Below are 12919 nucleotides of genomic sequence, written 5' to 3'. Positions count from 1 at the left end.
CAGACCTGATGTACGGAGGCGTACATTCGGTCGCCGAGTGAGGGAGGACACACCGTGGGCGCCGCACGCACACCACGCGAACGCTGGGTCGAGGAAGGGCTGACCGTCCTCGCGGACGGCGGACCCGACGCCGTCCGCGTCGAAGCCCTCGCCAAGCGCCTCGGCGTCACCAAAGGCGGCTTCTACGGGTACTTCGCCGACCGCGACGCCCTCCTCGCCGCCATGCTCGACACCTGGGAGCGCGAGGCCGCCGACCAGGTCGTCGAGCGCGTCCGGCAGGACCCGGACGGCGACCCCAGGGCCCTCATCACCCTCGCCGGCATGCTCACCTTCTCCGGCGAACGCCTCCGCCCCATCGACCTCGCCGTCCGCGACTGGGCCCGGCGCGACGAGGCCGTCGCCGCCCGCCTGCGCCGCGTCGACAACCGGCGCATGGAGCTCCTCCGCGAGATGATCGGCACCTTCTGCTCCGACCCCGACGAGGTCGAGGCCCGCAGCCTGCTCGCCTTCTGCGTCGTCATCGGACACCACTTCCTCGCCGCCGACCACCAGGGCCGCACCCGCGCCGACGTGCTCGCCCGCGCCGGCGACCTCATCCTCGACCGTCCTCAGGGCGCTAAATCCCGTGGCCCGCAAGATGCTTGATCGCTAGCCTCGCGCGCATGACCTCTCCCCGTATCGACACCGCACTCGTCGAGCGGCTCATCGCCGCCCAGTTCCCCGACTGGGCCGGGCTTCCCGTACGGGAGGTCGACTCCGCCGGCACCGACAACGCCATGTTCCGGCTGGGCGACGAGTACGCCGTACGGCTGCCCAAGGCCGACTGGGCCACCGGGCAGGCCGAGAAGGAACAGCGCTGGCTCCCGCGCCTCGCGCCGCACCTCACCCTGCCCGTACCCGTGCCCGTCGGGCGAGGAGTGCCCGGCGAGGGCTACGACCAGTCCTGGTCGGTGTCCACCTGGCTGGACGGCGACGACGCGTACAACACCCCGATCACCGATCTCGCCCACGCCGCCGTGGAGTTGGGCCGCTTCGGCCGCTCCCTGCGCGGCGTCGACGCCACCGGCGGACCCGCCTCCTCCCGCGGCGGCCCGGTCACCGGCTGGGAGGAGGGCGCCATGGTGCCCGCCGTCCGCGCCCTCGGCGCGGACGGCACCCTCGACGCCGAGGCCGTCGGCGCGGCCTGGGAGTCGGTGCTCCGCCTCCCGGCCTGGCAGGGTGACCCCGTCTGGCTCCACGGCGACCTGCTCCCCGGGAACCTCCTCACCCGCGACGGCCGCCTCCACGCCGTCATCGACTTCGGCACCCTCGGCGCGGGCGACCCGGCCTGCGACATGATGGCCGCCTGGTCCCTGCTCACCCCCGACACCCGCCCCCTCTTCCGCGAGTCCGCCGAGGTCGACGACGCCACCTGGGCGCGCGGCCGCGGCTGGGCCCTGTGCTGGGGCGTCGTGACGGAGCACTACTACCGCGGCAAGAACCCGGTCCTCGCCACCGTCGCCCACCGCACGTGGACACAGGCGCTCCCCGAGTACGCGATCTAGCCCCGGACTTCGCAGCGAGCGCTCCCGTTGGCCGGACTGGCCAACGGGAGCGCTCAGTTCAGGGGCCTGGCCTGCTACGGGGCTGCCTCGCGGAAGAGAGCCAGAAGGGCGTGCGCCTGCGGGGCGCCCGCATCGAAGAACTGCGTGGCCAGTGCGGGTGGCACGGCGGTTCCATGCATGCGGACCTCGTGGCAGCTGAAGCAGAACGCCGCCTCGAACAGCGCCAGGTCGAGAGTCTCCGCGTATGCCCGGACACTCCAGCCCGGCGAGAAGCCGCAGCGGTGCTGCTCGCTGCCGGGCAAGCTTTCGATCAAGGCCAGGGCGTCGGCGGCCTCACTCCCGGTCCAGTGGGCGCCCACCCTGCCGGGGTACGGAGTGCCCCGTTGTGTGGGGAGTTCGGAGATCCTTACGACCTCGAGCAGCACAGCGGCGGCTACGGCTTCGGCGGGGAGCTGCATGTGCGTAGTCTGCCCGCGCCCAGTGTCGGCGGTGCACCCCTGACAAAGGCGATGACGGCTCTAGTCGCCCGCCACCAGCTCCACCTCGAACCCGTCCTCGTTCTCCAGGTACGCGGCGTAGTGGCCCTCGCCGCCCGCGTACGGATGCCGGTCGGCGAACATCAGCCGCCAGCCGTGCGCCGGCGCCTCGGCGGCGAGCGCGTCCACGGACGCCCGGTCGCCCGCGTGGAAGGCCAGGTGGTTGAGGCCCGGCCGGAGGCGGTCGTGCGCGTTCGCCGTACGGGCCGGGGACTGCTCGACCACCAGGTAGCAGGAGCCGAGCGCCCAGCTGCGGCCGCCCTCCCAGGACTGGAAGGGCGCGTAGCCGAGCGCCCCGAGCAGCCAGCCGAGGCTCCGCTCGGCCCGCTCCAGGTCCCCCACCCACAGCTCGACGTGGTGCAGCGCCCCCCTCACGCAAGCGACCCCAACTGCTCGGGAACCGGCGCCGAGTGGACGACCGTCAGGCCGGACACGGCACGGGTCAGCGCCACGTACAGGCGCCGCAGACCGGTCCGCTCGTCCGGTTCGCCGTCGACGACGGCTGCCGGCTCGTCCAGGACCACGTAGTCGTACTCCAGACCCTTCGCCAGCGAGGCCGGGACGAGGGTCAGGCGCGACTCGGCCGTCGTCTCCTCGCCGGGCGACAGGTACGCGAGCCCCGCCGCCGTCAGCGCCTCCGCGAGCGGCGCGATCCGCGCGTCGGCGGCGATCAGGCCGATCGAGCCCTCGTGCGTCAGTGCCTCGACGCAGGCGGCGACGACGTCCGCGTCCAGGTCGTCGCTGGGGCGGACCTCCAGGGAGCCCGGGTTCTCTCGTACCGACTCCACCGCCGCGAGCCCCGGCGACATGTGCGGAAGCAGCCGCGAGGCGTACGCGATCACCTCGCGCGGCACGCGGAAACCGGCGGTCAGCTCCTCCACCAGCGCCTCCGGCTTCCCCAGGTGCCCGAGCGCCTGCGCCCAGCTCTCCGTCGCCCACGGCGTCGTGCCCTGCGCCAGGTCGCCCAGGACCGTCGCCGAACCGGTCGTGCAGCGGCGGCCCACCGCCCGGTACTGCATGGGGGACAGGTCCTGGGCCTCGTCGAGGACCACGTGCCCGAGCGAGTGCGTCCGCTCCACCAGGTCCTTCGCCTCGTCGATGAGGACGGTGTCCGCCGCCGACCACTTCGCCGTCTTCACGCTCCGCGCCGGCTTCGCCCACAGCAGCAGCTTCTGCTCGTCCTCGGTGAGCAGCCCCTCGGCGTGCTCGGCGAGGAAGTCGGCGTCGCTCAGCAGCCGCAGGACCAGCTTCGCGGGCTCGACGAGCGGCCAGCACTCCTTCACGACGGCCTTCACGGCCGTGTTCCGCGCGACGGCGTTCTGCACCCGGTCGTCGGGGGCCTCGCCGGCCTCCTCCATCCGGACCAGGACGGCGTGCGCGATGCGCTGCGGGAGGGCCTCGCGGGCGGCGCCGTACCGGATGTCGCGGTCCAGCAACTCCCGTACCATCTCCTCGATTTCGTACGCAGGAACCCGCCAGCGTCGCGAACCGCGCACGACCATCAGGGACTCCGTCGGCAGCGTCACGTGCGAGCGGACCGCCCGCCGCAGCACCTCCGCCATCCGGGCGTCGCCCTTCACGACCGCCGTCGCCGCCTCGTCCGTGCCCCGCACCTCCACGTGCGCGACGAGGTCGTCGACCGTCGCCTGCTGCACCTCCAGCTCGCCGAGCGCCGGCAGGACCTGCTCGATGTAGTGGAGGAAGGAGCGGTTCGGCCCGATGACCAGGGTGCCGGTGCGGGCGAGCCGCTCCCGGTGCGCGTAGAGGAGGTACGCGACACGGTGCAGGCCGACGGCCGTCTTTCCGGTCCCCGGGCCTCCCTGCACGCACACCGTCCCCGACAGGTCGGAGCGGACGATCCCGTCCTGCTCCGGCTGGATGGTGGCGACGATGTCGCGCATCGGACCGACGCGGGGCCGCTCGATCTCGGCCTGGAGGAGCCGGCTGGTGTGTTCGAGCTCTTCGGGGTCGGAGAGGTGCTCGTCCTCGTACGCCGTGAGGTCGCCGCCCGTGTACCCGAAGCGGCGCCGCAGGCCGACGTCCTGCGGGTCCTTCTTCGAGGCCTGGTAGTACGGCTGGGAGACCGGCGCGCGCCAGTCGATGACCATCGGGTCGCCGTCGGCGTCGTGGACGTGCCGCCGGCCGATGTAGAACCGCTGCCCCTCCTGCGTGGTGTGCAGGTAGTCGAGCCGTCCGAAGAAGAGCGGGGTGTCCGCGAGGTCGGCGAGCGCCTTGATCCGGTCCTCGATCTGCCGCCCGAGGACCAGGGAGTTGACCCAGTTCGCGGTGACGTCCTTGATGTCGAGCGCCTCGACGTCCTCGCGCATCGCGCGCAGCGCGGCGCGGGACGAGGTCAGATGGGCGCGCTCGCGCGCGAGCGGATCGTCGAGGGTGTCGGGAGCGTCGGATTCGGGCACGGACACGGACACGGTGAAGCCTCCGGGCAGGTGGATACGCGGACACGACAAGGTGGCCGCCGGTTTCCGACCGGACGGCGGCGCTCCACGAACGGGAAGCGGGGGAAGCCGGAAAGTGTAACTCCGCGCGGACGGAGGGGCGAACCGTTTTGGCCCCTAGGGGCGAGGATCCGACGCGAGGAGGACCGGGTCTCCGACCCCGGGCGCAGGGATCCGACGCGAGGCGGACCCCGGTTCACCCCCCAGACCGATGTGCCTGCAATGTCCGGATTCCATCATGGAGACATGACCGCGACGACCTTCACCCTCGTGACCACCGTCCCCCGTCCCCGGACCCGGCACCTCGTCACCGCCGCCCGCGCGATCCGCGCCTTCGGTGGCGCCGCGGCCTCGGTCGTCCTCCTCGGCGACCACGGCCCGGCCGAGGCCGGCGTCCGCGACCCCCGCCCGAAGTACCGGAGCCACTGAATCCGCTCCCCGCGGAGGAACCGGAGCCACTGAATCCGATCCCCCCGGAGGTACCGGAGCCACTGAATCCGCTCCGGCGTGCAACTCTTCGCCGCCCTCGACGGTCTCCTCATCGCATCGCCCTGCAATCGAAGCAGTGAGGAACACAGGAGATCATGAGGAAGTCCTCCTTCGGCCGTCTCGCGCGGCTCGCCGCGTGCGCCACCGCGGCCGGCCTGGTCACCGTCGGCGTGACCGCCGCACCGGCCGCCGCCGACAGCGACCAGCTGTGGATCGTCTCGCCCTGGGAGCTCGCGCTGCCCAAGGGCGTCGACGGCGGCGAGGCCCAGGCCGTCACCGTCGGCCTGGGGCTGTACCACGACAACGCCTCCGTCCCCGTGACCGACGGCGAGCTCACCGTCGACACCTCCGGCCTGGCCGGCATCGCCGACGTCACCTGGCCGGACAACTGCGCCCCGGCCGGGACCACCGCCGTCTGCTCCTTCCCCGAGGTGCCGCTGACCGGCGAAGCCCCCGTGGAGGTGAAGCTGCGCGCCGCCGCGGGCGCCGAGGCGGGCGTCACCGGCCAGATCACCTACAAGGCCACGGCCCGCACCGGCACCGGCACCGGCACCATGGTCGCGCCCGAGAGCTCCACCACCGTCCGCGTCGCGTCCGGCCCCGACCTCGTCGTCACCCAGGCCGCGCCCGTGACCGGCGTCGCCCCCGGCAGCACCGTCCCCGTGCCCGTCTCCGTCGTGAACAGGGGCAACGAGGCCGCGAACGGCGTCCAGGTCACCCTCTACGTCACCCGTGGCCTCGACCTCGGCACGGTCGCCCCGCAGTGCACGAGCGAGCCGCTCGGCGAGGGCGCCATCAAGCCCCTCACCAAGATCGACTGCGCCTTCGACGACGTCGTGGCCCCGGGCGGCACCTTCGCCCTGCCGGCGGCGCTGCAGGCCAGGACCGCCCCGTACGCGATGGCCGAGCGCGTCGACATCGGCGTGCACGCCCGCGGCGGCGCCGAGGACCTCGACCCGGGGAACAACGGCACGGTCGCCTCGATCGCCGTCACCAACACCGCGGACTTCGCCGTCCGCGGCGCGCGGCTCACCGCCGCCGCCGGCGAGACCGTCCGCGCGGACGTGACCTTCCGCAACCGCGGCCCGGCCTGGGTCGCCAACCTCGGCTCCGGTGACCCGGTCGGCTCCGTCGACGTCACCGTCCCGCAGGGCGCGACCGCGACCACCGTCCCGGACGCCTGCGAGCCGCGCACCGCGGACGGCGGCTGGTGGGAGAGCGAGGTGCGCACCGGCGCGCCGCGCTACGTGTGCCAGCTGCCGATCTGGGTGGCCGAGCAGCAGAGCGTGACGTTCCCGTTCGAGCTGCGCGTCGACACGGTCGTCACCGGCGCGAAGGGCGCGATCGTCCTGAACCCGCCGTACGGCACGGGCTTCGCGTTCGACCAGAACGCGCAGAACAACAAGGCGAAGCTGGTCCTGAACCCGGCGGTCTGAGGCCCTGGCGCGGGGTCCCGGTCCGCGAGTCGGCCGGGACCCCGACCCCGTACGGGCCCCGGGCCGTCGTCCGTACGGACCGGGACCCCGTCCCCGTACGGGCCCCGGGCCGTCGTCCGTACGGACCGGGACCCGCAAACAGCTCAGTCCCCGGCCAGCAGCTCGTCCGCGTCGACGATCCGGTACGCGTAGCCCTGCTCGGCCAGGAACCGCTGGCGGTGGGCCGCGAAGTCCTGGTCGATCGTGTCGCGGGCGACCACCGAGTAGAAGTGCGCCTGGTGACCGTCCGCCTTCGGGCGCAGCACCCGGCCGAGCCGCTGGGCCTCCTCCTGCCGCGAGCCGAAGGTGCCGGACACCTGGATCGCGACCGTCGCCTCCGGCAGGTCGATCGAGAAGTTCGCGACCTTCGACACCACGAGCACGTTGATCTCGCCGTTGCGGAAGGCGTCGAAGAGCTTCTCCCGTTGCGCGTTCGACGTCTCGCCCTTGATGACCGGCGCATCGAGGTGCTCGCCGAGCTCGTCCAGCTGGTCGATGTACTGCCCGATGACGAGGATCTGCTGGCCCTCGAACTTCTTCACCAGGGCCTCGGTCACCTTCCGCTTCGTCGCCGTCGTCGCGCAGAAGCGGTACTTCTCCTCGGCCTCGGCCGTCGCGTACGCGAGCCGCTCGGAGTCCGTGAGGTTGACCCGGACCTCGACGCAGTCGGCGGGCGCGATGTACCCCTGGGCCTCGATCTCCTTCCACGGCGCGTCGAACCGCTTCGGCCCGATCAGCGAGAACACGTCGGACTCGCGACCGTCCTCGCGCACGAGGGTCGCGGTGAGCCCGAGCCGCCGCCGCGCCTGCAGATCGGCCGTGAACTTGAAGACGGGCGCGGGCAGCAGGTGCACCTCGTCGTACACGATGAGGCCCCAGTCCCGGGAGTCGAAGAGCTCCAGGTGGGGATAGATCCCCTTCCGCTTCGTCGTGAGCACCTGGTACGTGGCGATGGTGACCGGCCGGATCTCCTTGCGCGTACCGGAGTACTCGCCGATCTCGTCCTCGGTCAGCGAGGTCCGCTTCACCAGCTCGTGCTTCCACTGCCGGGCGGACACGGTGTTCGTGACGAGGATCAGCGTCGTCGCCTTGGCCTGGGCCATCGCCCCGGCCCCGACGAGCGTCTTGCCGGCGCCGCAGGGCAGCACGACGACACCGGAGCCGCCGTGCCAGAAGCCGTCGACGGCCTGCTTCTGGTACGGCCGCAGGCTCCAGCCGTCCTCGGCGAGGTCGATACGGTGCGCCTCCCCGTCCACGTACCCGGCGAGGTCCTCGGCCGGCCAGCCCAGCTTCAGCAGCGTCTGCTTGATCTGGCCCCGCTCGGAGGGGTGCACGGCGACGGTGTCCGGGTCGATCCGCGCCCCGACCAGCGGCTGCACCTTCTTGGACCGGAGGATCTCCTCCAGGACCGGCCGGTCGGTCGAGGTGAGCACGAGCCCGTGCGTGGGGTGCTTGGACAGCGTGAGCCGCCCGTACCGCGCCATGGTCTCGGCGATGTCCACGAGCAGCGCGTGCGGCACGGGATAGCGCGAGTACTCGACGAGGGCGTCGACGACCTGCTCGGCGTCGTGCCCGGCGGCCCGCGCGTTCCACAGCCCGAGCGGCGTCACCCGGTACGTGTGGATGTGCTCCGGCGCCCGCTCCAGCTCAGCGAACGGCGCGATGGCCCGCCGGCAGGCCTCGGCGAGCTCGTGGTCGACCTCCAGGAGCAGCGTCTTGTCGCTCTGGACGATGAGTGGCCCATTCACGTGCGATCGATCCTTCCCGGGCCGCTTCGGTGACGGCCAATCCTCCAGTCTGCCTGATCCGGGGCGGTTGTCGGCGGGGGCTGCCACACTGAAGTCGTCGGATTCCGCGCGAGGGAGGTGTCGAGAGATGAGCGTTGCTCACGATCCGCATTACGGGCCTTGGACGATAGAGGAGGTCCTGGCTCTGGGGGAGGACCGTGGTGAGCGTCGCGAATTGATGGGGGAAGCACTCTTGATGTCACCGGCTCCGGGATTCAAGCACCAGCGGGCTTCGTTCCGGCTTGCGGCCCTGCTGGACGCTGCCGTACAGGCGGCCGGTGCGGACGCTGAGGTCCTGGAGGCCGTCAACGTCGTCCTGCCCGACGGCCTGTTCATCCCCGACATCGTCGTGGTCGAGGCGGCTGCCGCCGCCGAGAACCCGGTGACATGCGACGCCGAAGCCGTCCTGCTCGTCGTCGAGATCGTCTCGCCCTCGTCCTCCGGCCGCCGCACGGACCGGCTGCTCAAGCCGCCGTACTACGCGGAGGCCCGCATCGAGCACCTGTGGCGGCTTGAGCTGGAGCCCGCGCCGACGCTGGTCGTCTCCGAGCTGCGGGACGGCCACTACGTGGAGCGGCTCGTCGCCGAGGCCGGGCGCGAGACGGCGATCGACGCGCCCTTCCCGCTGAAGCTCGACCCCGGCGCCCTCGTGAACCCGAGACGCTAGACCTGGTCGTCCGCCAGTTCCGCCACGCCCGTGATCCGGTGCAGGGGGTACGTGCGGACCTCGTCGGCCGTGTGGTCGTAGCCCGTCACGAAGCCGCCCTCCACGCGGACCGGGGCGATGACCCGCTGGCTCGCCGCGCCCTCCGCGTTGACGTAGCCGATCCAGACGGCCGAGCCGGTCATCGCCGCGGCCTGGACGGTGGCCAGGGTCTCGGCGGCCGAGGTGCGGGGGAGACCGCCCGCCGCCACGGGGGCCGCCGGCTCCTTCCGTACCGCCGTCGCCGCCCGGTCGCCCGCCCGGATCGCCTTCACCGCCGCGCCGAGGAGCGTCGTGTCGGGGGCCGGCGGGCCGTCGGGGACGGGCACGGGGGCCGTACGGGCCGGGGTGCGGTACGCGTCGGCGCGGGTGATCAGGACGTCGCCCTCCGCGGACTCGGCGGCCGGGGCGTACCCCATCGACCGCAGCCCGTCGAGCAGCGACGCCGGGTCCGTCTGCGCGGCCAGCACCGTCGGCGCGAGACGGCGCAGGCCCAGGGCGGCGGAGCGCCGGTCGGCCAGGATCTCGCCGAGGACCGTGTCGTCGTCACAGCGGACGTACGCGGAGGCCGCACCGATCCGCAGGTGCCCGTGCTTCCTCGCCACGTCGTCGATCAGATACGCCAGCGGCTGCGGTACGGGCGTGCGCGAGTGCGCGGTCAGGAAGTCGTGCAGGTCGGACGCCGACCGCCCGGAGTCCAGGGCGCGCCGTACGGAACCGGGCGTGAACCGGTACACCGTCGCGCCACCCTTCGATTCCACGTCCGCCAGGACCGACAGCGCGTCCGCGAGCGGCCGCCGCAGCGGCCCCGGCGCGACGGCCGTCAGGTCCGCCTGCAGCAGAACGTGGTCGACGGCCTCGGGAAGCAGCGGCGCGAGCAGGGTCGCCGCCCGCCCGGCGGCCACCGACAGTTCGACCCGGCCCCCGTGGTCGGCGGGGGCGGCGGCCTCCGCGAGCGGCAGGTTGAGCAGCGCCCGGGCGGGCGCCGCGAGCGCGCCCCGGCCCGTGAGCCCGAGCAGCTCCGCCTCGGCGAGCGTCCAGCGGGCGAGCCGGGACCGGAGGTCCTCGTGGACTTCGGCCGCCGGGGCGGCGGTCTCCTCCGCGCCGGCCGCCGGCTGCGGAGGCCGCGGCGGGCCCGCCTGCGCGGCCGTCCGCAGCGGCCGCTCCCAGCGCATCCGCGCGAACAGCGTCTCCGGGTCCGCCGCCGCGCCCGGCGGGAGGGTCGCGAGGAGCTCCAGGACCCGGTGCCGGACCTCCGGCGCCGGCGCCCGGTCCAGGTCGGGGCCGAGCGCGGCCAGCGTGCGGCCCTTCGCGTCCGCGCCGCCCACCAGGCCCGCCACCCGGGTCGCCATGAGCCAGGGCGCGACAAGACGGGCCCAGCGCTCGGCGGGCGGCAGGTCGAGCCAGTCGTCGTACGCGGGCGTCGGCGCGTACCGCTCGTCCGCCTCGCCGTCCGAGGCGAGCAGCCCCGCCCCGAAACACAGCTCAAGCCAGAACGCGGCGAGCTGCTCCGACACGTCCAGGGCCGCCGCGGTCCGCCTGAGGTCCCGTACGGCCATCCCGCCCGCCCGCAGGACCTGCGGACCGCCCTGGTCCCAGGACTTGAGCAGCTCCTCGACGGTCGCGAGCGTCGCGTACGCCTGCCCGGCCGCCGCGCTGTCCACAACCTGGGGACGGTACTCGCGCGCCGTCTCCACGACCGGCGCCACCGGCTCCGGCGCCCGGTGCGCCCGCCCGCCCCGCAGGTGCAGCGCCACCTCGCGCGGCAGCACCATCGTCCGCGCCGACACCGGAAGCAGCAGGCCACGGTCGCGCAGCCACTGCACCGGGGGCGCCGGGTTCGCCGTGACCTCGCCGTACGGCGGCCCCCACACCAGCCGGTCGAGCACGGACAGCGCCTCCGGCGACGCCTCGTCGAGGAGCGCGCCCATCCGCGCCCGGTCGGTGAACAGCTCCGTCAGCGCCGCGACCGCCGACACCGCATCGTGCGTCGGGGCCAGCCCCGCCGTCGCGATGATCTCCTGCACCCGGCCCGGCGACATCCCCGCCGTCGCCTCCGCGACCGTCGGACCAAGACCGGTCGGCGACGGGTGCTGCGCCGAGGGCGCGAGCAGCTCCCGCGCGGTCCGTACGAGCCGCAGCCGGTCGTCCTCGCCCCACACCAGCGCCTGCTCGCGCAGCAGCGCCACCGCGCCCGGCAGCGCCGCCTCGATCTCCGGATCGCCCTCGTCGCCGGTGAGCAGCGCGCGCAGCACGGGGTACGGGGCGGGGTCCGGGGCCACGGCCAGCGCCTCGGCCGTCTGGAGGGCGAAACGGTCCAGCCGCTCCAGGGCCCGCACCACCGAACCGCGCGTGCCGGCGCGGGTCGCCAGCTGCGTCAGGTCGTTCGGCACGGGGCTCAGCAGGTCGGGCCGGGCGCGCAGCAGCCCGGCGAGCCCCTCGTCACCCCGCGCGCGGAGCGCCTCCGCGAGCGTGCGGGGCGCCGCGCCGGCGCCAGTTACCTCGGGCACGTGCGCCTCCCGGTCGAGCTCACCGATCCCCATCCGGACCACGTTAGCCGCTGTCCAGGCGCTAACGTCGGGCCGTACCGGGCGAACCGGCCGTGGAGGGGCATCGTGGGGATCGAGAGCGACCGTCTGGTCTACGACTATCTGAGCCGGGTCGGCGATCTGGCACAGCAGCGGCAGCTGCCGGCGAGCGACCGGGCGAAGTTGGTGTCCGGCCTGCGGAACGAGATCGACCGGCGGCGCGCCACGCACGGCGAGGAGAGCGAGGCGGCGGTACGGGGCATCCTCGGCGCCCTCGGGACCCCGGACGAGGTCGTGGACCGGGCGGGCCCGCCCGACGACCGTCCGCTACCGGAGCCGCGCACGGCGCCGGAGGCCGCGGGCACGGGCACGCCCGAAAAACCGCGCACGGCGCCCGGCGCGTCGCGCGCCGCCATCCCGACGCAGGACGGTCGCGCGGCGGGTCGCGGGGCGGGTCGCGGGGCGGGTCGCGGGGCGGACTGGTGGCGGACCGACCCCGACGACCCCACCGACGAGGACGGCTTCCCCGGCTTCGTCGGCGGCATCGAACGCCCCGACCTGTTCACGCCGCCGGCCCCGGCGGAGGACGAGGCCGACGCGGCGGAGGACCCGGCGCCGGGGAAGCGCCGCCGGCTGGCCCGTATCCTCCGGCGCGGGAAGGCCGCGGCCCCGGCCCCGGCCCCGGAGACCGAGGAAGCCCCGGCGGTGGGCCGCCCCGGCCTGCGCCTGGCGAATCCCTTCGTCCTGCTCGCCGCGCTGCTCCTGCTCGGCGGCGCCGTCTTCAGCTCGCTGGTCGCGCTCGCGGCGGGCTGGCTCCTCGCGTACGCGTCCCGCCGGCTGACCCCGGCCGAGGTCAAGGGCGCGGTCCTCGTGATCCCCGGCCTCGCGGCCGCGAGCGGCATCGTCTGGCTGTGGGGCCGCGTCCAGGGCCGCTGGGGCGAGGCGGTGGCGCCGGGCGGCGAGGCGATGGGCGCGGCGATCGGCGAGACGTGGCCCTGGGTCCTCCGCGGCGCGGCGATCGCGTCGTCCCTGTTCCTCCTCTGGCGCTCCCGCAAACACTGACGGGCCCGGCCCCGTTGCGGGCGCGCTTCCGCCCGTTGTGGGCATGCGTTCCGCTGGGGCGGTGCCCACCCGCCGGGCCTGCGCCCCGCCCGTTGTGGGCAATCGTTCCACTGGGGCGGTGCCCACCCCGTTGTGGGCAGGCGTTCCGCAAGGGGCGGAACGGGTGGGCACAACGGAACGGCGCCCTTGCCGGCGCCCGAGGCTCCCGCGCCTGAACCCGCACCCACGGTGACGGCGCCGTCGTGGTGCGGGTCAGGGCGCGGAACGCGGAGGCGCCGCGAGAGGGCGCCGTCCCGTGTGCCCACCCGTCCCGCCCCAGCGGGACGATTGCCCACACGG

The 12919-nt window shown here is 74.1% G+C and carries 11 protein-coding genes; 6 read left to right on the top strand and 5 right to left on the bottom strand.

Annotated features, from left to right (window positions below; all coding sequences use genetic code 11):
* Positions 1–54 precede the first annotated feature (54 nt).
* Both ACWGN5_RS37350 and ACWGN5_RS37345 read left to right on the top strand, forming a co-directional pair.
* Positions 55–645, top strand: a complete 591-nt coding sequence (locus ACWGN5_RS37350) for a TetR/AcrR family transcriptional regulator (RefSeq protein ID WP_453522860.1) — start codon at positions 55–57, stop codon at positions 643–645.
* Positions 646–662: 17 nt separating this feature from the next.
* Positions 663–1544: an aminoglycoside phosphotransferase family protein gene (locus tag ACWGN5_RS37345; protein WP_453522859.1), complete on the top strand. Its 882-nt coding sequence runs from the start codon at positions 663–665 to the stop codon at positions 1542–1544.
* Between the two features lie 74 nt (positions 1545–1618).
* Here ACWGN5_RS37345 and ACWGN5_RS37340 read toward each other — a convergent pair whose 3' ends face one another.
* The 3 genes from ACWGN5_RS37340 to ACWGN5_RS37330 are packed head-to-tail and all read right to left on the bottom strand — an operon-like array spanning position 1619 to position 4509.
* Positions 1619–2002: a hypothetical protein gene (locus tag ACWGN5_RS37340; RefSeq protein WP_453522858.1), complete on the bottom strand. Its 384-nt coding sequence runs from the start codon at positions 2000–2002 to the stop codon at positions 1619–1621.
* 60 nt (positions 2003–2062) lie between these two features.
* Positions 2063–2455, bottom strand: a complete 393-nt coding sequence (locus ACWGN5_RS37335) for a VOC family protein (protein ID WP_453522857.1) — start codon at positions 2453–2455, stop codon at positions 2063–2065.
* Entirely contained in the window at positions 2452–4509 is a 2058-nt protein-coding gene (locus tag ACWGN5_RS37330) for a HelD family protein (RefSeq protein ID WP_453522856.1), read from the bottom strand. Before ACWGN5_RS37330 ends, ACWGN5_RS37335 begins: the two co-directional genes overlap by 4 nt.
* Positions 4510–4782: 273 nt before the next feature.
* Between ACWGN5_RS37330 and ACWGN5_RS37325 the strand changes: the two genes are divergently transcribed.
* Both ACWGN5_RS37325 and ACWGN5_RS37320 read left to right on the top strand, forming a co-directional pair.
* Positions 4783–4965 carry a hypothetical protein gene (locus ACWGN5_RS37325; protein ID WP_453522855.1) on the top strand — a complete coding sequence of 61 codons (183 nt, stop codon included), beginning with the start codon at positions 4783–4785 and terminating at the stop codon, positions 4963–4965.
* Between the two features lie 155 nt (positions 4966–5120).
* Positions 5121–6461, top strand: coding sequence for a CARDB domain-containing protein (locus tag ACWGN5_RS37320; RefSeq protein ID WP_453522854.1), 1341 nt, complete (start codon positions 5121–5123; stop codon positions 6459–6461).
* 143 nt (positions 6462–6604) lie between these two features.
* On the opposite strand, the gene ACWGN5_RS37315 is transcribed toward ACWGN5_RS37320, so the two are convergent.
* Positions 6605–8248: a DNA repair helicase XPB gene (locus ACWGN5_RS37315; protein WP_453522853.1), complete on the bottom strand. Its 1644-nt coding sequence runs from the start codon at positions 8246–8248 to the stop codon at positions 6605–6607.
* A 127-nt stretch (positions 8249–8375) separates the two neighbouring features.
* Between ACWGN5_RS37315 and ACWGN5_RS37310 the strand changes: the two genes are divergently transcribed.
* On the top strand, positions 8376–8954 hold the full coding sequence (locus ACWGN5_RS37310; RefSeq protein WP_453522852.1) for a Uma2 family endonuclease: 579 nt from the start codon (positions 8376–8378) through the stop codon (positions 8952–8954).
* Here ACWGN5_RS37310 and ACWGN5_RS37305 read toward each other — a convergent pair.
* The gene (locus ACWGN5_RS37305; RefSeq protein WP_453522851.1) at positions 8951–11533 is read right to left on the bottom strand and encodes a helicase-associated domain-containing protein; all 2583 of its coding nucleotides are present in this window, start codon (positions 11531–11533) and stop codon (positions 8951–8953) included. The two genes, ACWGN5_RS37310 and ACWGN5_RS37305, sit on opposite strands and share 4 nt — an antisense overlap.
* 72 nt (positions 11534–11605) lie before the next feature.
* Between ACWGN5_RS37305 and ACWGN5_RS37300 the strand changes: the two genes are divergently transcribed.
* Positions 11606–12580: a hypothetical protein gene (locus tag ACWGN5_RS37300; protein WP_453522850.1), complete on the top strand. Its 975-nt coding sequence runs from the start codon at positions 11606–11608 to the stop codon at positions 12578–12580.
* Positions 12581–12919: the final 339 nt, after the last annotated feature.

Source organism: Streptomyces sp. NPDC055815 (assembly GCF_053616475.1).
Note: the sequence above shows the minus strand (reverse complement) of the source record. Positions and strands in the feature narration are given on the sequence as shown.